The organism is Neobacillus sp. YIM B06451 (assembly GCF_032667185.1).
GTDB lineage: Bacteria > Bacillota > Bacilli > Bacillales > Cytobacillaceae > Bacillus_D.
This window is the reverse complement of sequence record NZ_JAVFKJ010000003.1, coordinates 1-25,269: the sequence shown is the minus strand read 5'-3', so window position 1 is coordinate 25,269 and position 25,269 is coordinate 1. Positions and strand designations below refer to the sequence as shown.

Genomic DNA, 25,269 nt, shown 5'->3' with positions numbered 1-25,269 from the left:
TTTTCTTTTTCGAGATTAATAGCTCCATTTTTTAAAAAAGTTCTCGGCGCATAGCCGGCCATGGCTGATCAGCTTCTCTTTTTTCTCTGCTGTTAGCCCAAACTCCGTGGAGGCCACCCCAGCCGTCGGAATGAAAATAATGTTTTTTGCGTGTTTCCTTGAGATATATCTTGCATCGTGGGCATCCTTCATCGTTTCAAACAGCGCCTCAAAGAGATGAATGGCATTTTTAATTTTGTGTTTCGGATGGTTCTCAGGCTCATGGCTTAGCTGGATCCCGAGAACCGGCCTTACCTTTTTTACGTTTTCCGTATCAAACAGCCACATTGGAAAATTGCTCAATACCCCACCGTCAACAACAATGTTTTTTCCTCCCAATCCTGCCAGCTTGACCGGTTCAAAAAAATAGGGGATGCTGCAGCTCATCCTGACCGCTTTCGCAACCGGAAAAGCTTCGGGAGCAATTCCGTATTTCGGCAGGTCATCGGGAAGGATGATCATCTTACCGTTAGTTAAATCGGAAGCGACGACGCGCAGCGCTTGATGGGGAAGGTCGGCAAATGTCCGCAACCCCTTTATCGCAAGTTTCTCAGCTAACCACTGTTCGAGTGCTTCCCCCTTATATAAGCCTAATTTCCAATAAAGGAGAATCCATTTTGTCACCGGGCCCGGGATAAGCAGCTTCCTGGAATCCAATAAATCGGAAAGGTCAAGTTCGTCAAGCAGGCCACGCATTTCCCCGCTTGTGTACCCCGCGGAAATCAGGCTCGCCACAATTGACCCTGCGCTCGTACCTGCCACCCTGCAAAACCTGAATCCTCGCCTCTCAATTGCTTCATAGGCACCAACCAGAGCAAAACCCTTTATTCCGCCACCGGAAAAAACGCCGTCAATCAGCATGGAAGCCACTCCTGTCGATGTATTCCTCCTACATCTTTAAGCGGCTTCCTTCCAATATAGTACCGTGGACAAATTGAAAATTTTCATTTTTGCTTATCAGAACGATGAATTAGGTAAAATACTGCACTTCCGCTTCCGGAAAATATTCATTAATATATCCGCGAATCGTCCTTTCAAGTTCAGCGGCTTGCTCTGTAGGGTAAACGTATTTGCCAATCCCGTACCGTCCCCACTTGTATTTCCGTTTTTCTTCATCCATCTCAAGCTTTGTTTTCGGATAGCGCTTCAGGATGACATTTTTAGCGGGCTTTGTGAACCGGTGTTGGATCATTTCAAACGAAAGCTTGTTAATGAAAACCCCATCAAGCGACGCCCTGAGCCGTTCGAATAGCTCATGGTAGCCTTCCTCCCAGCCTTCATGCCTGTAAATCGGTGCGACGATAAATCCTAGCGGATAACCAGCGTTGGCGACCTTCCGTGCTGCTTCCAGCCTCTCATCGAAAGAGGAGGTGCCCGGTTCAAAATTTTTGATGACAAAACGGGAGTTAACGCTGAACCGGAAGCGGGTTTTGCCATTATGCTCCGCATCAAGCAAATGGTCAACATGCTGGTATTTTGTCACAAACCTCAATTGCCCAAATTCCGACTTTCCGATAAACTCGATTGCTTTCTTGAGAGAATGCGTTAAATGGTCGATCCCAACAATATCTGATGTACAGGCCGCTTCAAACCGGGTAATTTCCGGGGCGCGCTCATCCATATATTTTTGGGCCTGCTCAAAAATTTCATCAAGGTTCACGTACGTCCGTATATATGGCTTTGAACCAAGAGTCGTCTGCAAATAGCAGTAATGGCAATGGCCCATGCACCCGGTCGCAAGGGGGATGGCGTATTCGGCCGACGGTTTCGAGGTGTCGAATTTCAGCGTTCTCCTGACGCCGACAACCAATGTTGACTTTGCGTTCCTGTATTTTTGCAGGTCATTTTCACCCGGAATGTTCCGGACCTGGTTATGGGAAGTGGTTTCACGGATTTCGACCCCCAGGTTTTCAAACTTTTCCTTTAGTTCCCTGCCTAGCGGATATTCCAATGCTTGCGGCTCGATATAAACCAATTGTGGCATAAATGGCTTCATCTTACGGCCCCTTTCTTTTGCAAAATGCATTTAAAATAGTATTGGCAAAAGAAAGGGCGGAAACAAAAAAAGAGGACGGAAAAATTTTTCCATCCTCTTCTTTATTAATTTATAGTCCGCATTTCAGCTGCGCATTGCAGTTTGTGCATGTATTGCAGCCGCCGATTTCCTTTACTTTCCCTTTGCGGCAAACCGGGCATGTGTTGCCGACTTCCGAGCCGATTGTTACATCAGTGGAACGAAGGTCGCTAATTGTGTCGACAAGGACAACATGCTGCTTCTTTTTTTGTTTCAGTTCAACTGAATCATCAACTGTGTTTTCTTCCGCCTTCAGGGTAAGCACTTGGGAATCACGCGATCCATCAACATAGACCGTGCCGCCCTTGGCTCCGCCTTTGTAAAGGCGCTCGTACACTTTTTCCACCTGTTCAACGCTGTAGCCCTTAGGCGCGTTTACCGTTTTACTGATGGAGCTGTCAATCCAGCGCTGGATGACGCACTGCACATCGGCATGGGCTTGAGGTGCAAGCTCCATGGCGGTTACAAACCAGTGCGGAAGGTTTTCCGGATCCGCTTCCGGATTCTTTTCCAAATACTCGCTTACGATATCCGCTTTTACTTCAATGAACTTTCCGAGCCTTCCGCTTCGGAAGTATGAGAAGGAGAAGTATGGCTCCAGTCCAGTTGAAACTCCGACCATTGTACCGGTACTCACGTTTGTTACTCTCTACCTGGTAGAGGGCAGGATTATTAGTACCCGCTCCATATGTCGCCATATGGGTCAGACTATATCATCAACCAATTATTTGGGTGCTCGGCATGTAGTCGTTGAGGGGTCAGCCACGACTTCCCTGCGGATTGTCTGGCAGGCAGTTGCCTACACTCTTGCATTTTTACCTTTAATGCAGGATGGCAAGTCCTAGGTAGCAAGAGATTCTCCAGAGTTTCCCGCATATAGCCAAGTTTACGCTGCGGCCTTACGATCGCAGGGGGCAATATGTTTACCCGTCGGTGCAACGGTCAATAAATGCGAATTTCGAATTCCATTTTCTATAATGGCTTCTCTGACTTCTTCAGGCATTTTTTGCATAAAGCCTGTTTCAGTGAACGCCTTCCTCAGGCGGTTCGTTTCTTCCTCTGTTTCACCTGTGAGGAATGGGAAGCTTCCTTTTTCCTTCGCCAATTCGACGGAAGTCTTATAGGCGGTTACCGCGATGGTTTCAAACACTTTATCAACCAATTTGTTTCCTTCCTCAGATCCATACTCTGTTTCACAGTATATTAATAGATCGTGAAGGCCCATTACTCCAAGCCCGACGCGACGTTCGCCCAGAGCCTGTTTCTTGTTCGCTTCGAGGAAGTAAGGAGTCGAATCGATAACGTTGTCCTGCATCCTTACGCCGGTTGCCACAGTCTTCTTCAGTTTTTCAAAATTCACTGTCTTTGTTTCTTTGTCCGCCATCGCAGCAAGGTTTACCGCAGCCAAGTTGCAGACGGAATATGGTGCGAGAGGCTGTTCCAGTTGTTGTTATCCCAGAGGCTTTTTATCCTCTGGTTCTAACGGTTCATTTTCCGTTAGCTCAGCATAGCTTTTCATTACACACTCTTTCATAAACCTAATTAATTCTTTTCTTCCACGATCTTCACCAAATACGGCACCTGAAATAACTCTAAAGTCCTTTACTCCAAATTGCTTTTGGATATTAATTACAAGAGGCTCCATCGTAGGTTTAATCTTATTCAAAGGGGTTTCCAATACGATTTCTTTGTTGTCAATGGACCATTTTACAATATAGTCTTTTAAGCTATTACGTATGGATTTTCTCTTGTCCATATAGCGGGCTGTTGCATTTCTGATAGCAACCTTTCCCGCACATGATTGACTACAAAACTTTTGTGGAGAAGTAACCAACACTTTGAATTCTTTTACGCATTCTGTGCATATTCTTATCTCTCTAGGAACTTTAATATATCCTTTTTTCATTCCACTTTTCTTTAGTCCTTCAAGCATTTTTCGTCTCGCAGGACTATCAGAAGCCCATAATTTTCTTGTATGTTCACCTATTATCTTTTTGGTATTTTTACCATGCTTTAGATTAAAATGTCCATTCAACTTCCCATTAGCAGCCTTATGGATAGTCGTATTATTTGATACTATCCATTCTGTAATTGTTGAAGTCAAAGAAAATGGTAAGGATTCATAAAGTTTCAGCAATTCCTCATAAGAGATAAGTTCACATTCAACGTTGTATCGTTCAATGATAATATCCAATGCCCTTTTAGCTTCAATTTTCGCCTCTTTGTTTCTGGACTTTATTTCAATTATTTTAATTAGATTGCCGTACTGATCATAGATAAAGAAATCAGGCTTATAAAGTTTATACCCTAAATCAAAGGTACTGTCTTCATGGCTCCATGGTATTGAATGATAATCAAGGTATTTTGCGTATGCGTATTCATACGAACTTCTTAAATAATGACCCTTATAAAAACCAGCATACCCTCTATTCACCCTTATCGCCCCAATACCATTTTACAACAAATCCAATACCAAATCATGTTAATTGAGGGTGTAATGCCGCGGCCTCGTGGACGGATTATATTCTCCTTGGAGTTTCACCATCTATGCGTTGCCCCTGACTGAACTTTTAAGTACAGCCTTCGGTTCGGATTCCCATCTCAGGGTTCCCGCTTAATTCCGCGGTTTTTAACGTGAGGCAATTATGCTACTTCACCACACGGGTTGGTTGCAACCACCTTTTGTCCATACGCCTGGGCGTTTGTCATGTCATTGGCATTGTCGATAAAGAAGATTCCCGGCTCAGCCGAATAAGTGGCACATATGTTAATCAGATTCCAAAGTTCTTTTGCCTTAATCTTTTTATAAGTACGGACTTTATAGCCCATTTTTTCCCACTCGCGGACATCGCCGACTTTATGCCATTCTTCGTTGTAAATTTTCATCGTTTCCTCGTCGTAACTTTCAACTGCTGGGAAACGCAATTCATATTCAGCGTCGTTTTCGACTGCTTCCATGAAGTCCTTTGTCAAGGTTACGGAAATGTTTGCTCCTGTTAAAAATTCAGGGTTGTGGACGGTGTAATTGCCGCCTTCCGCAAGCTTTTCTTCCGCCTCAGCTATGATTCTTTCACTGAACCCACCATAGCCTGGAATATGTTTATAATTAATGATTCCTTGGTACATAGCCTTTTCCTGCTCTGTGAGCGGGGTGAACTTAAGCTTGTTTTTCGCCTGCTTCTGAATCCATTCATCGGTTGTGTTTTCAATGAGGAACCTTAGGATCCTAGGATTTTGCATCTTTGAAATGATGAATTCGATAATATCAGGATGCCACGTACATACCGTTCCTTTCGGAATATTTCGCTGCATTTCGCAGCCGGACTAGACTATATCATCACCCTCAGCTTTACCTGTTAGGGGCCGGGCGCTTATGAAAGTTTATTGTTGGGACTCACTTTCTAGTCGTTGGACCTTCGCCATTACCTATGCCCAATGGCGCTTGGCTGCGGATTGTCCAATGCATGGCAATTTTTAAAGCATTCACGCTCACCGTTTCCAGTCACGTTGTAGCTTGCCAGCCTCTAAGGATTTCCCCGCAATTCACCCGGTTTTCTAGCCGTTCATTTTCTGAACGACGCGGACTAGTGCATCTTTTTAATCCGCCAACATTATCATTTGCGCTCCACGTCTTGACCCACCTTGCTCAACAAGATGTGTCAGCTTGGCGATGTCATCGAGCCAGGAGACAGAACCGGAAGATTTTCCGTTTACCCCTCTGGCTAGTGTCGCGCGTGGCCTTAGGGTGGAACCGTTCGTTCCGACTCCGCCTCCGCGGCTCATGATTTCCATGACTTGCTTCCTGTGGTCGGATATCCCTTCACGCGAATCCTGGACAAAAGGCATGACGTAACAATTGAAGAATGTTACATCCGTTCCGGCGCCTGCACCGTAAAGTACGCGACCCGCAGGAATGAAGTTCATGTTCACGAGTTCTTCGTAGAACTTGTTGAACCACTCAAGCCTTTTTTCTTCTGTTTTTTCAACTGATGCCAGGCCTGTAGCGTTTCTTAGAGCAATCTGCTCATAAAAGATTTCAAGAGGCTTTTCAATCACGTCGAGCGACCTTGTAATGACGCCGGTGGTGACTTCCTCAGGTGTGTCAAGAACCCCGCGATACTCCTCTTCCACCATCACTTGGGCGGTTTTCTTTTCCCAGTCGATCTCCAGGATATAGCCTAGTCCCCTTGCCGGGAATTTTGGGTCCTCTTTCACGGTCAAAACAACGAAGTCACCTTTTGTCAGGGTAATCTTTTCGGTGTCCTTGAATGTGTACCTGTCGAGCATGACCAGGCGGGACACACCCTTATGGGTAAGGTGCATATCCGGCGTAACAGGGTGAACCTGTGGAAATAGGCGGATATCCTCATTCAGCCTTTCAAAATCAATATTTAGTTTTTTTCTCAACGCAACAGACATGATCACATCTCCTTGTACAAATAGTATCTTTTCTTTTTGTCGAAATCTTGGCTGTTATGTTATGTCCAGTTGTTCATTTGGAATACCCTAAACCTATCACAACGAAACCCCTAAAATCAATATATAGTACCTAAAATATTTTTATCACTACTATATATTGGGGATTAGGCAAAATAATAAAATTTTGTCAAAATCAAAATTCATTAAAAAACGGAGATAATGAGAGATTTAATAGGAATTTCTACATGAGATAATTAATTTTGACATATTTCGAAGGTTGCTCTTCACAGGAATAACCCAATAAAGAACAGGGAGTTTTTACCAAAATAACAAGAAAAGAGCGGCAGTCCGCTCCTTATCTTTTATAATTCCATTCATCGTTCTCATAAACGTCCAAAGCAAGTTTTTCTACTTCCAAACGCTGCGCCTCGGTTAGGCGATAAGGAACTAATTCAATCCCAAGGCCGGTTTCAAATCCATTTTTGAACGCAGCTTTCGCTTCTTCCAAGCTGACTGGCTTTTTGCTAACTTCATTAATCGTTACAGCTTTATTTTTGAAGGAAGCCATCATCCTGTCCTTCACCCTTTCGCTTGGGTAGTGGAATAGTGAAAAAAGCTTCTCTTCATCAAGATCCAACAGAATGGAACCGTGCTGGAGGATAACCCCCTTCTGCCTTGTCTGCGCGCTACCTGCAACCTTGCGCCCTTCTACCACAAGCTCATACCAGCTTGGGGCATCGAAGCAATTGGACGACCTAGGTTGTTTGAGCGAATCCTTCTCTTCTTCCGTTTTCGGGATGGAAAAATTGGCGTCGAGGTCCAAATTCCTGAACCCATGCAGGATACCTTCCGAAATGACACGGTACGCCTCTGTAACCGACGCAGGCATTTTCGGATGGCCTTCCGATACAATCACACTGTATGTAAGCTCATTTTCGTGCAGTACGCCCCTGCCCCCTGTTGGCCTCCTGACAAAACCAAGTCCATGTTCACGGACAGCATCCAAATTAATTTCCTTTTCAGCTTTTTGAAAATAGCCGATTGAGAGGGTTGGAGGATTCCAACCGTAAAAACGGATCACAGGCGGCAATTCCCCCTTGCTATGCCACTCCAGCAGCGCTTCATCGAGTGCCATGTTAAAGGAAGGAGAACAAGCCCCTGAATCAATGAAATACCATTTTTCCTTCATAACAGCCCTTCTTTACTGGTTAACTAGTTAATGCCGCGATTTTTAGTCTATCAGAATGATATTGAAAATCATAGCAGGATGAATTGCCAAAAAAAGCAGCGGGAAAAGAATTTGGGGATTACCCTTTACTGTAGCAAGCTTTGGCTTATATAATAGTACTTGTTGTTGCAGCAAAGCTTGAAAGGGGTACTTAAACGTGAGTCCACTCTATTTTACGCTAGTATTGATTGCCGGTTTCATTGTTTACTCGGTCATCATGTGGCTTTATCAGCGCAAAATCGTCAAAACGCTATCGGAGGACGAGTTCCGCGCTGGTTACCGGAAAGCGCAGCTAATCGATGTGCGCGAGCCGAATGAATTCAATGCAGGCCATATCCTTGGCGCAAGGAATATCCCGCTATCCCAATTGAAAACACGCATAAAGGAAATTCGTCCTGACCTGCCTGTTTATTTATATTGTCAAAGCGGAATGCGCAGCGGCCGTGCGGCGCAATTCCTCTATAGGAAAGGCTATAAGGATTTAAGCCAGCTTGAAGGCGGATTCAAGAAATGGTCCGGAAAAATTAAAGCGAAGAAATAAGACCGGGGCCCTTGCAGAAATGCAGGAGGCCCTTTGTTCTTGGAAAACATCGTAATATGGCGAAAGACTGTAATAAACAGTACGACTATCTTATACTTGATGCGATAGGAAAAGCCCGCACAATTGTCTGTGCGGGCTTTTTTAAAGGTAATAATTGTTTGATTTTTGTCTAGTGCCTGCCGCTTTTCTTTTATTCAGGGCGGTAGCGGAGTACCGGCTTCCTTGCAGCTGTTGTTTCATCCAGCCTTCCAACTACAGTCGTGTGCGGTGCCTCCTGGACGATCTCAGGGTTCTCCTCTGCTTCCTTTGCAATCTGGATCATTGTATCAATGAATCCGTCGAGGGTTTCCTTCGACTCCGTTTCAGTCGGTTCAATCATAATGCACTCCTCGACATTAAGCGGGAAGTAAATGGTTGGCGGGTGGTAGCCAAAATCCAGGAGCCTCTTTGCGATATCCAGCGTACGGACGCCCAGCTTCTTTTGCCTGCGGCCGCTCAATACGAATTCGTGCTTGCAGTGGCGGTCGAATGGAAGGTCAAAATGCGGCTGCAGCCTTCTCATCATATAGTTTGCATTCAACACGGCATACTCGGTTACGGCCTTCAGTCCATCCGGTCCCATGGAGCGGATGTATGTGTACGCACGGACATTGATGCCAAAGTTCCCATAGAACGGCTTGACGCGGCCGATTGACTGCGGCCTGTCATAATCGAATACGTACTTGTCGTCGCGTTTGGTTAATACCGGCTTTGGCAAGTACGGAATTAGATCAGCCTTGACACCGACAGGGCCTGAACCAGGGCCGCCGCCTCCGTGTGGGCCAGTGAATGTCTTATGGAGATTCAGGTGGACAACGTCAAAGCCCATATCTCCAGGACGTGCCTTTGACATGACGGCGTTCAAGTTCGCGCCATCGTAATAGAGCTTTCCTCCGGCACCATGGACAATTTCCGCCATTTCAAGGATGTTTTCCTCAAAAAGACCAAGCGTATTCGGATTGGTTAGCATTAGTGCGGCCGTGTCCTCACCGACAACCCTGCGAAGATCATCCAAATCCACGAGGCCGTTTTCATCAGATTTAACGGTAACTGTTTCAAAACCGGCCACAGTCGCCGATGCTGGATTCGTGCCATGAGCGGAGTCAGGGACAATAACCTTTGTCCTCTTCACATCATTGTTGGCTTCATGGAATGCGCGGATCATCATTAATCCGGTCCACTCCCCATGAGCCCCGGCAGCCGGCTGGAGTGTTACTTCGTCCATTCCGGTAATTTCGATTAAATGCTGCTGCAGGTCATACATCAAGCCAAGCGCGCCCTGTACGGAGCTTTCGTCCTGGAGCGGATGGATATGGGCGAAACCGCTGTACCTGGCAACATTTTCGTTAATTTTCGGATTGTATTTCATTGTACATGATCCAAGCGGATAAAAGCCTGAATCCACACCGTGGTTGCGCTTCGAAAGCGCAGTATAGTGGCGCATAATATCGAGTTCGGATACTTCCGGAAGATTCGGTTCCTCCTCGCGTACATAGCCAACCGGGAGAAGTCCGTTCAAATCAAGCTCGGGAACATCCATTTCCGGCAGGCTGTAGCCGATACGGCCTGGTTTGCTTACCTCGAAAATTAGCTGCTGGTCCTGGTTATGCATGCAGATCCCCCAATTCCTTAGCAAATGTATCAATTTCTTCCTTGGTCCTCAGCTCTGTCACAGCGACAAGCATGTGGCCTGATAAATCCTTATAATCACGGCCAAGGTCATAGCCGCCTATAATCCCTTTTTGGAGAAGGGCCTGGTTGATTTCCTTAACTGGTTTATTGAGCTTAATGACGAATTCATTGAAGGACGGGCCATCCATGACGATTTCAAGGCCATTTTCCTTCAATGCTTTTTTCGCATAGTGCGCTTTCTGGATATTGGCAGCCGCCATTTCCCTAACGCCTTTTTTGCCAAGGGCTGTCATTGCGACGGAAGCGGCCAGAGCGTTCAAAGCCTGATTCGAGCAAATATTGGATGTCGCCTTGTCGCGGCGGATATGCTGCTCACGGGCTTGGAGTGTCAGTACAAAGCCGCGGCGCCCTTGCTCGTCATGGGTCTGGCCGACAAGCCTTCCAGGAACCTTCCTCATCAATTTTTCAGTTACGGCAAAATACCCACAATGCGGGCCTCCAAAAGCGGCAGGAATCCCAAACGGCTGCGCGTCACCCACAACGATATCAGCCCCGAACTTGCCCGGAGGAGTAAGCACGCCCAATGCCAACGGATTGCTTGAAACAACAAACATTGACTTATGCTCATGCGCGATTTCTTCAATTTCCTTCAACTGTTCAATTCTGCCGAAGAAGTTTGGATACTGGACGATAACAGCGGCAATATCCCCTCCCACTAGCTCCTTCAAGGCATCCAGGTCGGTCAGTCCGTCCTTTGCCGGAATTTCCACCACTTCAATGTATTGCCCCTTCGCGTAGGTTTTTACAACCTCGCGGGATTCCGGGTGGACAGCTTCCGATATGAGGATTTTCTTCCTGCGTGTCTGCCCGGCGCTAAGCATCGCCGCTTCTGCGAGGGCGGTCCCTCCGTCATACATAGACGAGTTCGCTACATCCATGCCTGTTAGCTCGCAAATCATTGTCTGGAACTCAAAAATTGCCTGGAGTTCCCCCTGGGAAATTTCCGGCTGGTAAGGAGTATAAGCCGTATAAAACTCAGAGCGGGAAATGACATGGTCGACAATGACAGGCATGTAATGGTCATAGACCCCCGCGCCAAGGAAGGAAGCATGGCTTTTGAAGTCCGCGTTTTTGCCTGCAAGCTCGGCAAGCTCTTTCATTAGCTCCGTTTCGGATTTTGCGGGTTTAATCTTGTATTCACCCTGGAAACGAACCTTTTCTGGTATATCTTTAAAAAGCTCATCAACGGAATCGACGCCAATCGCTTCAAGCATGGCCGCTTTGTCTTGTTCCGTCATAGGTAAATAGCGGTGTTTCATAAGGATTCCCCCCCTAATTATTTCTTTTCTCTTTTGTAAAAAGGTACTGGCACTATTTTCGCTTTCAGCTTTTTGCCGCGGATTTCAACTTCGACTTCGTTATCCAATCCGGCAAATTCAGTGTTGATCAGGACTAGGCCGACATTCTTCTTCAAAGTCGGGGATTGGGTCCCGGTCGTAACCTCGCCGACCCGTTCATCGCCTGAGTAAACCGGATACCCATGGCGCGGTATGCCTCTGTCGATCATCTCGATTCCGGCAATCTTCCTTTGAAGGCCATTTTCTTTTTGTTGCTTAAGCGCTTCCTTGCCGATAAAGTTATCTTCTTTATTCAGCTTTACGGCAAAGCCTACTCCTGCTTCAAGAGGAGAAATTTCCGGTGATAATTCCTGGCCGTATAGAACAAGGTTCGCTTCAAAACGAAGAGTATCACGGGCGCCAAGGCCGCATGGAAGCACTCCTTCTGCCTTACCTGCTTCGAGGATGGCATTCCACAGGTTTACTACATCGGCAGGGTCGCAATAAATTTCGAAACCATCCTCCCCTGTGTATCCTGTCCTGGAGACAAGGGCTTTCGCGCCATTCAGGTCGACTCCATCCTTAAACTTGAAGAAACCAATATCGGAGAGGTTGTCTTCCTTGGCAAGCTTTTGAAGGACACTCTCTGCAAGAGGGCCTTGGATGGCAAGCTGGGCGTATTTATCAGAAAGGTTTTCCACTGTGGCATCGCCTTCTAGATGTTCCTTTAGCCATTCATAATCTTTATCCGTGTTGGAAGCATTGACTACAAGCAGGAAATGGTCCTGCCCCATTTTGTAAATGAGCAAATCATCAACCGTGCCACCGTTTTCGTAGCACATCGCTGTATATTGAGCTGCCCCTTCCCGTACCTTAGAAACATCATTTGTCATCATTTTTTGTAAAAACTTCAGGCTGTCTGGCCCTTTCACTTCGATTTCACCCATGTGGGAAACATCGAATAATCCAGCCTTCGTCCTTACAGCCTCATGTTCTTCCTTAATACCTGAAAATTGGACGGGCAATTCCCAGCCGCCAAAATCAATCGTTTTTCCGCCGTATTCCTTGTACACCTCGAATAGCGGCGTCCGCTTGAGTTCTGCCATACTTTAATCCCCCTTCTTTGATGATTTCTCAACAAGTTTCAATTTTCCCACAAACAATCCCTCATCCACTGGCCCAGTTTGTCCAATTACTTCCTCATATTTGACGGAAAAATCTTTTCCCTGCAAAAAAGGACAGAGCCCTCCCCTAAATGTTAGAGAGGTCTCTGTCCTTTCACCTGAAAGTTTACCTGTTGGCAGGTTTTCCCCTTTGGTGGCTTCATCCTATGTAAAGCGCTCTCCAGAGCTGCGTCCAACAAGAGTTCTTTTGCCTGAGAGATTCGCATAATTGCTTGCTCCTTCGGCGCTACTGGCGTAGTCTCTCCCCTTGTTATCATCCGCTATTATAATATTTTTAAAACGGGCTATACTAACATTCAGCGAAACTTCAAGATTGGGATTTCCCGGCTGTGCATGAATATGCGGAGCCTGGTCCACCGCATTCCCTTTACTGTACCGGTCTGGCGAAAGCCTTCCCGCAGTGCGGAAAACAAGTGAGAGCGGAGATTGTTGCAATAATTGAAACTTTTAAAACTACCTCCATCCTACCATTAAACCAGTCGCAAGGGCAACGGTTTTATAGGTTCTTGCCGGGGATGGCCCTAAAAAAGAAAGCGTTTACAGTTTCTGGCGCATTCTCTCAACCTTTTGGAAAGGAGCATAACGTCATGCCTGTTCAAATTGACATCGATACTTCCTGGCACGACGATTTCCTGCAAAGGATCGGCCAGGACGGCCCATGGGGGAACTGGGAACTTTTCAAGCTTGCTAATGCGGCTGAACAGCATTTGGCGATTCCTGAATTTGAAGGGCTGCAGGCGCCAAAATACCTTCCCGGGCTTACCCCTCTCCCGCACCAGCTCGAAGCCGCGAAGCAAGTGGTTGAAAATATGAATGGCAAAGCGATCCTTGCTGATGAAGTCGGCCTTGGCAAAACTATTGAGGCTGGTTTAATTTTGAAAGAATATATGATTAGGGGGCTGGTAAGAAAAGTGCTGATTTTAGTCCCGGCATCGCTCGTTACCCAATGGGCAGTGGAGTTAAATTCCAAATTTCACATTCCGGCGGTTACCCAAAAAAAAGCATACGTGTGGGACCAATGCGAAGTGGTAGTTTCATCGATCGATACTGCCAAAAGGGCCCCTCACCGGGATCTTGTTTATAAACAGGACTATGACATGGTTATCATTGATGAAGCCCATAAATTGAAAAATAACAAAACGAAAAATTATGAATTTGTCCAAAACCTGAAAAAGAAATTCTGCCTCCTTCTGACTGCAACGCCGATTCAAAACAAAATCGAGGAAATTTTCAATTTAGTGTCGCTTCTGAAACCGGGGCATCTTGGAAACGAGTCATCCTTTTATGACAAATACAGGAAAGATTCACGTACCCTTGCCGATGATGCGAATTTAAAGGAACTTGTTAATAAAGTGATGATCCGGAACCGGCGAGGCGATACCGGCATCGAGTGGACAAAGCGGCATGTCCAAACCATTCCGATTGAATTTTCCGAGTCGGAGCGAAGCCTTTATAATGCCATTACGGATTTGCGTTCAACCGGGGATTGGGTCCATACAAGCGCATTCTCCTTTATTACCTTGCAGCGCGAGGCTTGCAGCAGCAGGGAAGCGGTTTACTACACATTGAAAAATATGCTCCTCCGCAAAGAAGGTCCTTCTGCCATATTCGAAAGTAAAATAAATGAGCTGATTGGTCTCGTCAACCGGGTGGACCGGAACTCGAAAGCCGAAAAGGCCCTTGAATTAATCAAAACGATTGGGGATAAGGTAATTATATTTACGGAATACCGCGCTACACAGCTCTACTTGCAATGGTACTTGAAGCAGCATGGCATCAGCTCGGTTCCCTTCCGCGGGGGCTTTAAAAGGGGAAAAAAGGACTGGATGAAGGAGTTGTTCCAAAAACACGCCCAAGTGTTAATTGCCACCGAGGCAGGCGGCGAAGGTATAAACCTGCAGTTTTGCAGCCATATTATCAATTTCGACCTCCCATGGAATCCGATGAGGCTTGAGCAAAGAATTGGCCGTGTCCATCGGCTTGGGCAGGAGAAAGATGTCATAATCTATAATTTTGCAGTAAAGGATACGATGGAAGAACACGTCCTCAAGCTTTTGTATGAAAAAATCCATTTGTTCGAAAAGGTGATTGGCGAGCTGGACGATATTCTCGCAAAGCTGGAGCTGGGCAATATGGAGGACCACTTAGCCGATATTTTCGGCCATTCCTTAACGGAGGGAGAAATGAGGATTAAAATGGAAAACCTGGCATCGATGGTTGAATTTGCGAATCGTTACAGGGAGGGAACACAGCATGCTGCTGCAGGAAATCCATAAGTTTCTCGCGGATTATTTCCAGGCGAATGACTGTGAAGTAACCGAACATTCCCATGGCCATCTAACAGTCCAGCTTACAGAAGAAATTGATAAGGAACTCATGAACCGCCCCTTTTATTGGCACTACCTGGAAAAGACAGGCGGCGTCCCAAACCCGATGTCAGTTACGTTTATTACGGATCAGGAAAAATGCCCTCCCGACTTGAAGGGTGAGCATATTCATCTTGGTTCTCCACGCCTGCACCAAATCTTTCAATCGGCAAAGAAGCTTTCGCGGTTCACCCGGCAATACCACCTCCATCAAGAGGGAAGGCAGACTCCCCTTCTTCCATGGCTTGTGCTGAACGTGAAAGTCTCTTATAAATGCGACCGAAAGAGGGATGTTTTAAGGTCTGTTGGACTCCATTTGATTAACGGGAGAGTTGTTGAAGGTTTTCATGATAGGCTGCTTTCCATCCCTTTAACACCGAAAATCCCTGATTATTCGTATACCATCTCCCCGCTAATCATGCCAAAGAGCGGCTTTATCAGGGTGGAGAATTATTTAAGGTCTGGTATTGAGCTTGAAGACCACACCTGGGCGGAAGCGGCGATAGAAAGATGGGAAAAGGACGAGCGCCTCCTTAATCATTTTTATGAAGATTCATCAGACGAACATTCGGAAAGCTATCAAATTGAGAAAAAAGCCCTGCAGGAGCAGTATGAACCAAGGGTGATTATTTCGCTCATCAACGGGGGGCTTTTTTATCTAAAAGACGATGCCATATCTTAATGGCGCGCGCGTTTTCGACTAGCTGAACAATAGACTTCCCCGTATAAGTTTAGGCGCAGGAGCAATCGTGAATCGAAGTTGATGTATCGTACAAGGGCTGAATTGCACTAGGCGCTGGGGCTGGAGTTACAAAAAAGCAAAGAGAAACGGCATCTACCGTTTCTCATTGTTTTTTTCTTTTCACACCTAGATAGACGATATAAGGAAGAATGCCAAACCACCGGTACCAAAAGGAGGCCCTTGCCTCTTTTTTGGCTGTGCGGAGCCTCTTCCGCTCATCTTTCGGCTGGTCAGCATATTTTACAAACGACTGGGCTATATAGTGGACAAAGTCATTGGTTTTCAATCAGCACACCTGCCTTCAGTTCCCTGTTAGCAAGTATGCCCCTGCCCCCATTTTTTCAAACTGGCGATTAGCTCTTCCGTAATTTTTTCGGGCGTTTTCCCGCTCGTATCTATCCGGATATCCGCTGTTTCCAGATAGATTGGCATCCTACTGATTAGACGCTCGCGGATTTCCTTTTCCTTATTGCCTTGAAGGAGAGGGCGTGAGTGGTCGTCCCTGAGCCTTAAAAGGACTTCTTCAGAGGGGGTGTCGAGGAAGATGACAATTCCTTTTTCTTTCATCACGAGCCGATTCATTTCTTTAAGCGGGGCTCCCCCGCCTGTCGCCACTATTGTCTCGTGTTCCGGAAGCGCTTTTAGCACAGATGTTTCCAGTTCCCTGAAGCGATCTTCACCAAATTCGGCAAATATTTCGCTTATGCTTTTCCCTTCCTGCCTGACAATTTCCTCATCCGTATCGATGACCCTCTGGCCAAGCTTTTCCCCCAATAGCCTGCCGATTGTTGTTTTGCCCGAACCCATGAATCCGATTAATATGATAGTTTCCATATCCATCTCCGTTAGTATTTTTCCATCCATTTTACCATCTTTTTAAGCGCAATGTCATAATATCCATATCCCTCAACAGGAACTGCGCCGTCTACTTTAACGGAAATTGTGATCCTAAGGGTACCCGGCGATGCTGTGGAAACGGTGTATGTAACAAGGCCCCTTCGATACGCAAAACTCCCGCCTGCGGCAGTTCCGCTTCCTTCCTGAAAGGATTTTTCAATTTTCTTCAAGGAGCTTATCATGTAATATTCCTGGATTTGGATTGTTTCAATCTCCTTTGCCATCCTTGTTTGAATGAGCAAAAGTTCCGATGCCGCTGTGAGCGTAACAGAGATTGCCAAAAGGACCGCCAACGTCAGTGGATAGGTGAATCCTCCATTGCCTTTAGGCATTACCCACCCTCCCAATTTACGAAAGATTGGATTCTGCCTCTGTATTCCTTACCATTTAAATCTTTGATGAAAATGGTGATGGTTTGCCCATTCCTTGAAAACGAGGCTGATGCAATCTTCTGGATTAGGACCTCATGTCCGCTAAAATTAACCCTTCTCCTAAGCAGGTTTCCATACTTTTCATAAATAATTGTATCATTCCCGTTTTTCAATATCAGCCTCCCGGAAACCACTTCTGCAGAGCTCGAAATCCTTACTTCCTTTTTCGCCTGATTTAAAAAAACATCCCATTCCATTTCCTGCAGCCTATGGCCTGCATGGCTATTATTGCTTGCTATAACCAATACGGCAGGAAGGAGCAGATAGGCAATGAGGCAAAAAGTTCCTAATGCGATGAGCATTTCTGCAAGGCTGAATCCTCTTTCATTCAACAAATCCGCAAACCGTTCCTGTCCATGTGGCTGGATGTTCATAAGTTACGCAAACCTCCCTGCTCCCATTGCCAGACTGCTTAATGTAAATTGTATAATTGGTTACACCAATTTTCTCGATACGGGAAAACGGCCCCGACCCTTCGGAGACTGTTCGGATCAGCTCGGAATACATTAGCTGCCTGGCGTTCTTTTCAAGGCTTATACGTTCACCTTTTTCCCAAAGAAAACCTAGCGAGGGTATTAGGAACAAGGCGGCTATTCCAAGGGCAGTTAAAGATAAAAGCATCTCAGCAAGGAAAAAACCACTATTCCGCCGCAACATAAAATCGTCCCTTGCCAATTTGGATCGTCATTTTGTATTTCTCTTCATTAACATAGATAAAGAACGATCCGAACATATTGACATTCCCATCTAAAAGGAATTTAAAAGATAATGGCATGGAACCTTTTGTAATATTGATTTCCTTCGGGTACCTACGATTTGTGACGAGCGGCATATCGAATCTTTCGTGTGAATAATAATAATTTGAATCCCGTACGATGTTGAATGTCACTTCCCGCTGATGTGAAATCGCATAGAGGTGGGAATAGTAAAGATCCGCCTTTAAAACATTGAAGAATGCCTCCTTCTTGGCTGTTTCATAAAGAGGTATTGTGAAAGCAAGGCTAGCTGTTGAAATGGCCAGAAATCCCGCCAATACAATTAGGGCTTCAGCCATGCTGAAACCCTTTTCAGACGCCATCATTTGGCTGCTGCAACTTCCGTTGTTTCAATTATCTGCCCATTCGGGCCGATTGTCAGCTTTGTTTTACCGCCTGGGCAGCCGCCCGCATTTTCAGGCAAGTAATTGCCAGCAATCAGGTCGCCGATCGAGGATGGATACATCCCTTTTTCCAACACAAAAGCCTGTACTTGGGCTTCGACCATTTTTTTATACGCCTCGCACCCCTTTGTATTGATATTCTCATTATGCTTTGCAATATTCGGGATAGTGATTACGAGCAGAACTGTAATCACAAGCATGACGACCATCATTTCAACCAATGTAAAACCTTGAGTGTTTTTTAGTATGCGCTTCATTTTTTCTCCTCCTTTAAATACCGTCAAGCATATGGAACATGGGCAGTAAGATTGCCATGTACATGCTAATGACAAGCAAAGCAATTACCAGGAAGACAACCGGCTGGATTGTCCTGGTCATTTTTTCTACTTTCCCCTCAAGTTTTGAGAGGCAATGTTTGCTGTAAAATCGCAATTCTTCCTCGAGCCTGCCGTTTTCCTGCCCGTGGCGGACGACCATTGGTAATTCATCCTCAAAGAAAGGCATGGAACCAAGGATCGCTTCGAGCCTTTCTCCACTAGCAAGCTGTTCTTTAATGAGCCCCGCCGCTTCACTGTAAAATTCCTGTTTCTTATTTTCCACGAAAAAAGAAAGTGCTTCGAAAACGGAAAGTCCCCCTGAAAGCAAATAGCACAATTGAATTGAAAAGTAATGGGTATGAAGGATTCTGAGGACGCTTCCTGCGAATGGAAGTCGTAAGAGAAGCTTTCTTTGGACTAGGACTGGAAGGGTTTTGAATCGAAATTGATAAAGTCCAGCGCCAATGAATATCGTCGTTAAGACAATTCCTCCGAGAATAGGGAGCGCTTGTCCAATCGTAGAAATAAAGACAGTGAAAAAGTTGGCCTTCAGGCCCATGGAGACAAATAAAAGTGAAAAGCGGGGCAGGAGGGACTTTTGGACAAAAATAAGAAGAATACTTGTAAAGGCAAGTAGCAGCAGTGGATAATACATTAGTTTTATCAGTTTCCTGGCATCCCGGTCCCGATTGAGCAGGGCTTTGCTCCCTTCTAGCACGGCGTCCGCAAAGTTGCCATGCTGCTCCGCGAAAAAGACGTATCCTGATAACTCTCTGTTAAACCCCATATCTTCAAGAGCCTTGTGGAAAGGGACCCCATTTTTAAGAAGGCTTAAACAGGCTTCCAGGTCCCGCTTCCGTGTTCCCGGAAGCTGATAGGACAGTGATTCAATTGCTTCCGATAGGTGGTATCCCCTTTGGAGCAGCTCCCCCGCCTTTTTCAGGAATTCCGCCTGTTCCTTTAAAGGCCATTTACGATTCCTCATGGGAAAATACCAGCCTTTCATATTCGGATTCTTTAATATAACCGAGTGCAATCCCCTTCCGGATCGCCTTGCCCAAGTATTCGTATTCCACTTTTACCGCTTCTCCCCTCGAGGAAAGAATGGCCGCTTCAAGGGCTTTTCCGGAAAGAAGCTCAAAGACGCTCGCCCTTTTCCTTACCCCGCTCGAATGGCAGAAAGGGGAACATTCCCCACTGCAATAAGGACAATTTAATTCTACAATCCGCTGGGCAGTAACGGCGACAAGCGTTTGCTCAACCTCAAGCCAGTTCACCCCAAACTCGTGATGTAATCATTCACCATCTTTGAGACGGATAGTTGTTGAAACCCTTGATATATCAACATCGGGTTTCAGAATGGTTGAGACAAGAATTCCACAAGTTTGAGACAGGAAGAAGTTTGTTCAAAGTCGTTGAGATAAGTGTAATTCTTGCTATCTCACGGTTCATGAACTTTGAGATAAAATTAAACAAAATGCTGTTATTCATTAGTTCATCGCTTTAAAATTCAAATTTCTCTCATGTAAATGGGAGCCTTGAAAACAAAATGGACTGACAGCAAGAGTGCCAATCCAAGTGTATATGAACATATTAGGCGTGATTTTAAAGGTTTACTTTATTGAGAATGGAAATTCTTAAATGAGGTGATCACAATGAGTCTAATTAATAATTTTGACAGCCATGGAGGATATACAATTGAGAACATGCTAATATCAGAGGGTTTTCAAAAATCAAGTGACGGTTTTAAAATTGAATTACATGGAGAAGCAGGGAACATCTTTATCTTAGTCGATGAAAAATATATGCATGTTTCCTATCAAGAAAAAGGAAGTTGTGTAATTGAAAAACGATGGAGAATATTTTATTATTATGAAAGTTTTTTTGAGCGCTATGCTATGTTGTTATATAAGATAAACGAACTGCTAAGTCAATAACTCTAATGTAAAAATTCCATTCTTCAAATAATCTGTTTGTTTTAATTCATTTGCATCATTTTTATCAAATTTTCTTATTTCAACATAGTTCTCGGTCTAGATAAAAACACGACAAAAATTTCTTTTGTCGTGTTTTTTTTGCTAGCTTGTAAATTAATACCATGGCAAACTTTTCTCATGCATGGCAACTATGGCGAGAAGGATACACCCTGTGCCTTGACGGTGCATAAGTACACTAACAAAAAGACTCTTAACCGCTTTTTAGGGTAAGAGCCTCTTTGTTTTATTTAGGTAAAAGCTGTAATCCTTCCAAGTATTTAATGGCATCACGCTTGGAAATTCCTTTTGATTTTCTTAGCAAATGAATGATTTGGTTTTTATCAACATAGCGGGTCACGGAGTCGTTATCATTTTTTTCATAGTGGGAAATGGTTAAAATCTCATCATGGATCCAATCTTCAATTGTGTATTGCCCCACTTTAAAAACTTTTCGCAGCTCTTTGGGTTTATACCCTCGTGTGTTGATCCGTTCGTTCAGATTATCTTCCCTTAGTTTATTTAAATCTTTAAAGGAAATAAGCAAGTCCCTGCATGTTGGGGAGGTTATGCTGGAGAGAATTGCTGCTGATAGGTTCCCTTCTTTTACTTTCAATAACAAATCGGTAACGCCTAATTCCAGATACCGAACTTTATATACGGCATCTTTAAGAGTTATCCATTCATTTGTTCTTGATGGGATACGGCTCGCTTTAGAGGTGATGGATTCCAGGAAAAGATTCAGATCATCCTTCTCAAAATACCACAAATCGTACCCATCAAATCCAGGTCCGTGTTTTGGAACCAGCGAGCCTTTTTTGATGAATGCGTTTAAAGCGTGAAATGTTAACCCAAGAATTTTAGTTGCCTGGAAATGGGTTAAACATCTCTTCTTCATTTCCAAGTATTCTATAACTGATTTTCGTTCGATTAGGGTATAATGCTTGCCATGTCTTTCGGTTTGAGAGAATTTTATCATCCCTTTATTACATAGGTTCAACAATGTAGCGTGTTCGCTATTTATCAAGTGAATCGCTTCACCCATGGTTATATACCTTTTATTCTCCTTATTGAATTTAACCCTTGTTATACGATTTACATATACATCTTTTGAATCATTCATTACGTTAGAGAAAATTTCAAGATAAGGTTTCCCTTTTAAATGGTTGAATATTTTCTTGATGTACCCATATTTGGTGTGGTAAGGTTCTGTTCGTTCAACATAAACATTCTTAATTGTTTCAAATACCTTTCCCAGTTCCTTTTCAGGATTTACCACCAATTGGTAAGCGACAAAAGTTTGGAAAGCCATCATTTTCACTGACCGTTTTATCTTATATTTAAAGCTGAAATTAAATTTCGAAACATCTTTGAATGCGGACGAGTGTGAAAACTGTTTTGCATCCAAACCATCGATTAAATGGCAGAACAAGAAAAACAACTGAAAAAATTCTTCGACGTCCAACTTATCTCCAAGGCTTCTTTTGATGTAATGGGATTTTCCTGTAATCAAACTGTGGAGTTTATTTTGAACCGTCATAACTTTTTTGTGTGCTTGTTCCGTATTTGCTTCAGAAAACACTTCTCCACAAGAACACTTATCGGTCATTAAGCGGCCCATTGTGATTTTGTTCTTGCAGTTAGGGCATCTTTCGATAAGATAACAGGTATGCTTGGAACATACGGGAAGCAATGTAATTTCCCAATGAAGCCTATGGTAAAAGTCATCCTTAAAGCAATGAGGGCAGTATTTGGTATAGAGCCTATTATAAACACGATGACTCTGCAAGCCTTCTTCAGTTCCACCGACACCATTGGCAACAAGAAGGGAATCGAATTGGTTAAGAATCAATTCATCAATATTGTGACCGTTACTATTTAAAAACTCGATTAAATAATTTCCCCAGGGCGAATTATTTTTGATATAGGAATAACTGCTTTCGTATGCGCTGTACCCAATATCTCGAAAAATGGAACCCAAATGATGATAATAATTTGTAAGCGCGAGGCGATGTAGAAAGGAATATAGGCTTTCACCATCTTTTGGGTAGGTTTGTTTTAATAACCTCATAATTATCCATCCCCCCTTTTTTACTGTTCTTGCATATCCCAGTATAAAAGGGTTTCGGGCAGTTATCATCAGGTAATTATTGGAAAGGTATTGACTTTACTATTGTAAAAACGTAAAATATTTATTTATATATTTTTTTAATTTCTATTACTTTTATATTATTTTACCGTTCGCTATCTTTGAGACAGAAGGTCGATTAAAACCGTCGACTTATCAACACTGAGCTTCAGAATGGTCGAGACATACACTACACAAGCACCCCTAGCTTCCTTTCTTTCAAACGGCAATACATTAAAGACAATGTAGGGTACAAAGTGTTTTTCTTTTGAAATGACCGCTTTTCCGATTGCAGCTTTTTTCAAAAATCCATAAGTGCTTGTCAATTTGTATATCTTTTTTTCTATTCAATGTCGCAAGTTGTTGGTTCACTTTTGCCTTCAACTTTTCAAAATAATTATCAATATCACAGTCAGAAATGAACATAAGTTCGGAATAATCTACTTCGTTTGGTATCAGGGTTTTCAATTGTTCAAATTTATATTTTTCCATCTTCAGTGTCTTTCGTAAAAGCGTACCAAAATTTCATATCAGAATTTCCTTCAAAATCGTTTTGTTCATACCAACTATGAAACTCATTTGTTTCCATCCCATATTCGTGTTCGCAGTATTTCACGAAACCGCCGACATCAATTGATTTGGGATCCATCAAAACGCCTTTTTCAATTAATCTTCTTTGGTGTTCAAGAACTTCTCTTTCAATTTCTTCATAAGTTTTTTTTCTTTTCAAGACATTCACCCCTCTACCAGATAAGGTAAGGGTTCGACCATCATTACGTCGTACAAACATTTGCTCTTCTGTGAAGACGGCCCTTGCCCTTTCCTCTAGTATATTTTTGGGATTTAACGGATTCCCTTCATTTGTATTATATTTAGCCAAGGATTTTCCTCCTCGTCTTAATGAGCCTATTAAAATACTACCAAAATACATATTTTCAGATAAATAAAGGATTTTAGTATTGAAAACAGTGGGAGTATTGATTTTCCTAATCTGGCTGTCTGGATAACCATGGTAATTCGGTGGATTTTATTCAACCATACAATAAAACCAGAGATAGTTAGTTTATAATTACATATATGAACTTGGGATGGTGAAGGAATGAGCGTGGTAATAAATTATGTATCTGAATTCATTTCAATCATTGCTACTGATACGAGGATTTCCTGGGGTAAAAATGCAGAATATGGCTATGATGACGATAATGAAAAACTAGTGGATCTACCCCAAATGGGTTGGACTTCAGGAGTAGGGTTGGGGTGGTTCCTTGATACGTTTAAGGAGAACCTTGCGGCCGAAGAAATATCTAATCCTGCTCAAATCGAGGAGATTTATTCCCAAGCAATAATGGAGACGATGGAGTCCAGACCTGGTTTCGAAGAGGAAATTAATAAAAGTGCGTTAGCAGCGTCCTGGATTGGTCTGTCGGAGGAAAGGGATAAGGTTTTTTGTAGGATTGGCCTACTTAACAAAGAGCTTTTTGGCGAGGTAATTAAATTACTACCCTTTAATCAATTGTTTGTTTTGTATCCATGGGAATATCTAGAGAATCCAGAAAGGGCAAATGAGTTTGAAGGAAGATATTCTTTTTATCATGAGTTTGATGGCGATATAATAGCCATTTTAAAAAAAATATGTTCGATGTTCGATGAATTATCTGAAACAAAATCAGTTAGCAAGATTTGTGATATTGGTGTTCAATTCATAGCTCCAGATGGGATTTATAAAATCCGAATACGAGAAGATATTCAATTAATAATTGACGAATTGAATAAGGACATTATACCTGGCAAATTCACAAAACATGTGAATTTCAAAATTGAATCCGTGTAAAAATGAGCTTTTATTATACGGTTTCGTTTTGATGCGCAAAAACGTAATTTATAAGGTTTTAGATTTGAAATCAGTTTGGTTTAGTGAATTAACCCAAATAAGGAAGCTTGGAGACCGATATGGCCCCCAAGCTTTATTTGCATTTCTTATTAAACATTCGCACCCGATAGTTTAAGTGTATTTATTCAAAAACTTTGCCCTTTATTTGATTGTTAACTGCAATGCTCTATTTTAAAACTGTCTCGGCTGGAGTAAATGCCTCCCATTGATTATATTTCGTTGTTATTGATGAAATAAACCAATATTCTCTAAATGGTTCCAAATTCTTTTCCACGATTATTATCTTCTGCCCACCACCAAAATCTCCATATGATGCCCATAAATCGTATTTAACGGTATACCGAATTTTGGATTCGCTAAGCTTTTCTACTTTGGTAAAACGAAAGTTACTAACCGAAGGGCTTGACTGACCTGTCACCCAGCGAGTTTCCTCAAATTTTCTCCTTGATTGTTTTTGAAGCGAAGGGGACAACATCGCATATTGAACAGCACCGCTTCGATTATTTACCCCTAATATCCATAATTCAACGGCTTGGTTCGGTTCGCCTACGTGCAAACCGTTCATAAAAGACAGTAATTGGCTTTCTAAAAGATTGAGTTGTTTTGGGGCTGCTATTGCGGGATTGCCATTAAATAGAATCAATGAAAATAAAAGTATAAAGCAACGCAATATATTCACAATACCATCACCTTAAATTAAATTTAGGTGTATTTTGCCCCAAGTAAATTCCAGCTATCCTTTTCTACAAACCTGCCCCGTTAGCTTAATAAGAAATTCAATAAATAGGTGCCTTAATCCTTTTCAGATCAAGACAACAGTTACTTCAAAAAAAACTTATCCATTAAGTGTTATTCCTTCAACATCACATCTT

The 25,269-nt window shown here is 43.5% G+C and carries 25 protein-coding genes, 4 pseudogenes and 2 riboswitches; of the genes and pseudogenes, 5 read left to right on the top strand and 24 right to left on the bottom strand.

Annotated elements, in window-relative coordinates; all coding sequences use genetic code 11:
• Nucleotides 1–15 precede the first annotated feature (15 nt).
• The 8 genes and pseudogenes from RB160_RS07530 to RB160_RS07495 form a co-directional block, all read right to left on the bottom strand.
• On the bottom strand, nt 16–900 hold the full coding sequence (locus RB160_RS07530; RefSeq protein ID WP_316569635.1) for a patatin-like phospholipase family protein: 885 nt from the start codon (nt 898–900) through the stop codon (nt 16–18).
• A gap of 109 nt (nt 901–1,009) precedes the next feature.
• On the bottom strand, nt 1,010–2,035 hold the full coding sequence (gene splB, locus RB160_RS07525) for a spore photoproduct lyase (RefSeq protein ID WP_316569634.1): 1,026 nt from the start codon (nt 2,033–2,035) through the stop codon (nt 1,010–1,012).
• 109 nt (nt 2,036–2,144) lie between these two features.
• Nucleotides 2,145–2,747: pseudogene (locus RB160_RS07520) on the bottom strand (vitamin B12-dependent ribonucleotide reductase); the annotation flags it as partial.
• Between the two features lie 291 nt (nt 2,748–3,038).
• Nucleotides 3,039–3,554: pseudogene (locus RB160_RS07515) on the bottom strand (vitamin B12-dependent ribonucleotide reductase); the annotation flags it as partial.
• Nucleotides 3,555–3,563: 9 nt separating this feature from the next.
• Nucleotides 3,564–4,547, bottom strand: coding sequence for a PDDEXK family nuclease (locus RB160_RS07510; protein WP_316569633.1), 984 nt, complete (start codon nt 4,545–4,547; stop codon nt 3,564–3,566).
• A gap of 218 nt (nt 4,548–4,765) precedes the next feature.
• A pseudogene (locus RB160_RS07505) lies at nt 4,766–5,389 on the bottom strand (vitamin B12-dependent ribonucleotide reductase); the annotation flags it as partial.
• A 324-nt stretch (nt 5,390–5,713) separates the two neighbouring features.
• Nucleotides 5,714–6,532, bottom strand: a pseudogene (locus RB160_RS07500) (ribonucleotide reductase N-terminal alpha domain-containing protein); the annotation flags it as partial.
• A gap of 355 nt (nt 6,533–6,887) precedes the next feature.
• Complete coding sequence (locus tag RB160_RS07495; RefSeq protein ID WP_316569632.1) at nt 6,888–7,721, bottom strand: lipoate--protein ligase family protein; 834 nt, start codon at nt 7,719–7,721, stop codon at nt 6,888–6,890.
• Between the two features lie 196 nt (nt 7,722–7,917).
• On the opposite strand from RB160_RS07495, the gene RB160_RS07490 reads away from it, so the two are divergent.
• Nucleotides 7,918–8,301: a rhodanese-like domain-containing protein gene (locus RB160_RS07490; RefSeq protein WP_316569631.1), complete on the top strand. Its 384-nt coding sequence runs from the start codon at nt 7,918–7,920 to the stop codon at nt 8,299–8,301.
• 190 nt (nt 8,302–8,491) lie between these two features.
• On the opposite strand, the gene gcvPB is transcribed toward RB160_RS07490, so the two are convergent.
• From gcvPB to gcvT, 3 genes are read right to left on the bottom strand one after another with little or no spacing between them, the layout of a single operon-like run.
• Nucleotides 8,492–9,952 carry an aminomethyl-transferring glycine dehydrogenase subunit GcvPB gene (gene gcvPB, locus RB160_RS07485; protein ID WP_316569630.1) on the bottom strand — a complete coding sequence of 487 codons (1,461 nt, stop codon included), beginning with the start codon at nt 9,950–9,952 and terminating at the stop codon, nt 8,492–8,494.
• Entirely contained in the window at nt 9,945–11,291 is a 1,347-nt protein-coding gene (gene gcvPA, locus RB160_RS07480) for an aminomethyl-transferring glycine dehydrogenase subunit GcvPA (RefSeq protein ID WP_316569629.1), read from the bottom strand. The genes gcvPB and gcvPA overlap by 8 nt, the downstream gene beginning before the upstream one ends.
• Before the next feature lie 17 nt (nt 11,292–11,308).
• A complete protein-coding gene (gcvT, locus tag RB160_RS07475) occupies nt 11,309–12,415 on the bottom strand; it encodes a glycine cleavage system aminomethyltransferase GcvT (protein ID WP_316569628.1) in 1,107 nt (368 codons plus the stop codon).
• Between the two features lie 162 nt (nt 12,416–12,577).
• Nucleotides 12,578–12,659: riboswitch (glycine riboswitch) on the bottom strand.
• Between the two features lie 3 nt (nt 12,660–12,662).
• Nucleotides 12,663–12,750: riboswitch (glycine riboswitch) on the bottom strand.
• Nucleotides 12,751–13,080: 330 nt separating this feature from the next.
• On the opposite strand from gcvT, the gene RB160_RS07470 reads away from it, so the two are divergent.
• Both RB160_RS07470 and RB160_RS07465 read left to right on the top strand, forming a co-directional pair.
• On the top strand, nt 13,081–14,769 hold the full coding sequence (locus tag RB160_RS07470; RefSeq protein WP_316569627.1) for a DEAD/DEAH box helicase: 1,689 nt from the start codon (nt 13,081–13,083) through the stop codon (nt 14,767–14,769).
• A complete protein-coding gene (locus RB160_RS07465; protein WP_316569626.1) occupies nt 14,747–15,541 on the top strand; it encodes a YqhG family protein in 795 nt (264 codons plus the stop codon). Before RB160_RS07470 ends, RB160_RS07465 begins: the two co-directional genes overlap by 23 nt.
• A gap of 163 nt (nt 15,542–15,704) precedes the next feature.
• Here the strand turns inward: RB160_RS07465 and RB160_RS07460 are convergent, their stop codons facing one another.
• From RB160_RS07460 to RB160_RS07420, 9 genes are read right to left on the bottom strand one after another with little or no spacing between them, the layout of a single operon-like run.
• Nucleotides 15,705–15,887, bottom strand: a complete 183-nt coding sequence (locus RB160_RS07460; RefSeq protein ID WP_316569625.1) for a YqzE family protein — start codon at nt 15,885–15,887, stop codon at nt 15,705–15,707.
• A gap of 26 nt (nt 15,888–15,913) precedes the next feature.
• Nucleotides 15,914–16,435, bottom strand: a complete 522-nt coding sequence (locus RB160_RS07455; RefSeq protein ID WP_316569624.1) for a shikimate kinase — start codon at nt 16,433–16,435, stop codon at nt 15,914–15,916.
• An 11-nt stretch (nt 16,436–16,446) separates the two neighbouring features.
• Nucleotides 16,447–16,830: a competence type IV pilus minor pilin ComGG gene (gene comGG / locus RB160_RS07450; RefSeq protein WP_316569623.1), complete on the bottom strand. Its 384-nt coding sequence runs from the start codon at nt 16,828–16,830 to the stop codon at nt 16,447–16,449.
• The gene (comGF, locus tag RB160_RS07445; RefSeq protein WP_316569622.1) at nt 16,830–17,303 is read right to left on the bottom strand and encodes a competence type IV pilus minor pilin ComGF; all 474 of its coding nucleotides are present in this window, start codon (nt 17,301–17,303) and stop codon (nt 16,830–16,832) included. The genes comGG and comGF overlap by 1 nt, the downstream gene beginning before the upstream one ends.
• The gene (locus RB160_RS07440) at nt 17,254–17,586 is read right to left on the bottom strand and encodes a type II secretion system protein (RefSeq protein ID WP_316569621.1); all 333 of its coding nucleotides are present in this window, start codon (nt 17,584–17,586) and stop codon (nt 17,254–17,256) included. Before RB160_RS07440 ends, comGF begins: the two co-directional genes overlap by 50 nt.
• Entirely contained in the window at nt 17,570–18,010 is a 441-nt protein-coding gene (gene comGD / locus RB160_RS07435) for a competence type IV pilus minor pilin ComGD (RefSeq protein WP_316569620.1), read from the bottom strand. Before comGD ends, RB160_RS07440 begins: the two co-directional genes overlap by 17 nt.
• The gene (comGC, locus tag RB160_RS07430) at nt 18,007–18,345 is read right to left on the bottom strand and encodes a competence type IV pilus major pilin ComGC (RefSeq protein ID WP_316569619.1); all 339 of its coding nucleotides are present in this window, start codon (nt 18,343–18,345) and stop codon (nt 18,007–18,009) included. Before comGC ends, comGD begins: the two co-directional genes overlap by 4 nt.
• Nucleotides 18,346–18,358: 13 nt before the next feature.
• Nucleotides 18,359–19,390 (bottom strand): competence type IV pilus assembly protein ComGB, encoded by a 1,032-nt coding sequence (gene comGB / locus RB160_RS07425; RefSeq protein ID WP_316569618.1) that lies wholly within the window; start codon nt 19,388–19,390, stop codon nt 18,359–18,361.
• Nucleotides 19,377–19,682, bottom strand: coding sequence for a hypothetical protein (locus RB160_RS07420; RefSeq protein WP_316569617.1), 306 nt, complete (start codon nt 19,680–19,682; stop codon nt 19,377–19,379). The genes comGB and RB160_RS07420 overlap by 14 nt, the downstream gene beginning before the upstream one ends.
• Nucleotides 19,683–20,060: 378 nt before the next feature.
• Here RB160_RS07420 and RB160_RS07415 point away from each other — a divergent pair, with 378 nt between their 5' ends.
• Nucleotides 20,061–20,342 (top strand): hypothetical protein, encoded by a 282-nt coding sequence (locus RB160_RS07415; RefSeq protein WP_316569616.1) that lies wholly within the window; start codon nt 20,061–20,063, stop codon nt 20,340–20,342.
• Nucleotides 20,343–20,625: 283 nt separating this feature from the next.
• Here the strand turns inward: RB160_RS07415 and RB160_RS07410 are convergent, their stop codons facing one another.
• From RB160_RS07410 to RB160_RS07400, 3 genes are all read right to left on the bottom strand, one after another.
• A complete protein-coding gene (locus tag RB160_RS07410; RefSeq protein WP_316569615.1) occupies nt 20,626–22,449 on the bottom strand; it encodes a TniQ family protein in 1,824 nt (607 codons plus the stop codon).
• A gap of 173 nt (nt 22,450–22,622) precedes the next feature.
• The gene (locus tag RB160_RS07405; RefSeq protein WP_316569614.1) at nt 22,623–22,832 is read right to left on the bottom strand and encodes a hypothetical protein; all 210 of its coding nucleotides are present in this window, start codon (nt 22,830–22,832) and stop codon (nt 22,623–22,625) included.
• A gap of 152 nt (nt 22,833–22,984) precedes the next feature.
• Nucleotides 22,985–23,386: a hypothetical protein gene (locus RB160_RS07400; RefSeq protein ID WP_316569613.1), complete on the bottom strand. Its 402-nt coding sequence runs from the start codon at nt 23,384–23,386 to the stop codon at nt 22,985–22,987.
• A gap of 219 nt (nt 23,387–23,605) precedes the next feature.
• On the opposite strand from RB160_RS07400, the gene RB160_RS07395 reads away from it, so the two are divergent.
• Nucleotides 23,606–24,337 carry a hypothetical protein gene (locus tag RB160_RS07395; RefSeq protein ID WP_316569612.1) on the top strand — a complete coding sequence of 244 codons (732 nt, stop codon included), beginning with the start codon at nt 23,606–23,608 and terminating at the stop codon, nt 24,335–24,337.
• A 226-nt stretch (nt 24,338–24,563) separates the two neighbouring features.
• Here the strand turns inward: RB160_RS07395 and RB160_RS07390 are convergent, their stop codons facing one another.
• Entirely contained in the window at nt 24,564–25,076 is a 513-nt protein-coding gene (locus RB160_RS07390) for a hypothetical protein (protein ID WP_316569611.1), read from the bottom strand.
• Nucleotides 25,077–25,269: the final 193 nt, after the last annotated feature.

Excerpts from the sequence above, each read along its gene's own strand:
- RB160_RS07530 (WP_316569635.1), bottom strand. The coding sequence starts at position 900 with ATGCTGATTGACGGCGTTTTTTCCGGTGGCGGAATAAAGGGTTTTGCT.
- splB (WP_316569634.1), bottom strand. The coding sequence starts at position 2,035 with ATGAAGCCATTTATGCCACAATTGGTTTATATCGAGCCGCAAGCATTG.
- RB160_RS07495 (WP_316569632.1), bottom strand. The coding sequence starts at position 7,721 with ATGAAGGAAAAATGGTATTTCATTGATTCAGGGGCTTGTTCTCCTTCC.
- gcvPB (WP_316569630.1), bottom strand. The coding sequence starts at position 9,952 with ATGCATAACCAGGACCAGCAGCTAATTTTCGAGGTAAGCAAACCAGGC.
- gcvPA (WP_316569629.1), bottom strand. The coding sequence starts at position 11,291 with ATGAAACACCGCTATTTACCTATGACGGAACAAGACAAAGCGGCCATG.
- gcvT (WP_316569628.1), bottom strand. The coding sequence starts at position 12,415 with ATGGCAGAACTCAAGCGGACGCCGCTATTCGAGGTGTACAAGGAATAC.
- RB160_RS07470 (WP_316569627.1), top strand. The coding sequence starts at position 13,081 with ATGCCTGTTCAAATTGACATCGATACTTCCTGGCACGACGATTTCCTG.
- RB160_RS07465 (WP_316569626.1), top strand. The coding sequence starts at position 14,747 with ATGCTGCTGCAGGAAATCCATAAGTTTCTCGCGGATTATTTCCAGGCG.
- RB160_RS07455 (WP_316569624.1), bottom strand. The coding sequence starts at position 16,435 with ATGGAAACTATCATATTAATCGGATTCATGGGTTCGGGCAAAACAACA.
- comGG (WP_316569623.1), bottom strand. The coding sequence starts at position 16,830 with ATGCCTAAAGGCAATGGAGGATTCACCTATCCACTGACGTTGGCGGTC.
- comGF (WP_316569622.1), bottom strand. The coding sequence starts at position 17,303 with ATGAACATCCAGCCACATGGACAGGAACGGTTTGCGGATTTGTTGAAT.
- RB160_RS07440 (WP_316569621.1), bottom strand. The coding sequence starts at position 17,586 with ATGTTGCGGCGGAATAGTGGTTTTTTCCTTGCTGAGATGCTTTTATCT.
- comGD (WP_316569620.1), bottom strand. The coding sequence starts at position 18,010 with ATGATGGCGTCTGAAAAGGGTTTCAGCATGGCTGAAGCCCTAATTGTA.
- comGC (WP_316569619.1), bottom strand. The coding sequence starts at position 18,345 with ATGAAGCGCATACTAAAAAACACTCAAGGTTTTACATTGGTTGAAATG.
- comGB (WP_316569618.1), bottom strand. The coding sequence starts at position 19,390 with ATGAGGAATCGTAAATGGCCTTTAAAGGAACAGGCGGAATTCCTGAAA.
- RB160_RS07415 (WP_316569616.1), top strand. The coding sequence starts at position 20,061 with ATGAGTCTAATTAATAATTTTGACAGCCATGGAGGATATACAATTGAG.
- RB160_RS07410 (WP_316569615.1), bottom strand. The coding sequence starts at position 22,449 with ATGAGGTTATTAAAACAAACCTACCCAAAAGATGGTGAAAGCCTATAT.
- RB160_RS07395 (WP_316569612.1), top strand. The coding sequence starts at position 23,606 with ATGAGCGTGGTAATAAATTATGTATCTGAATTCATTTCAATCATTGCT.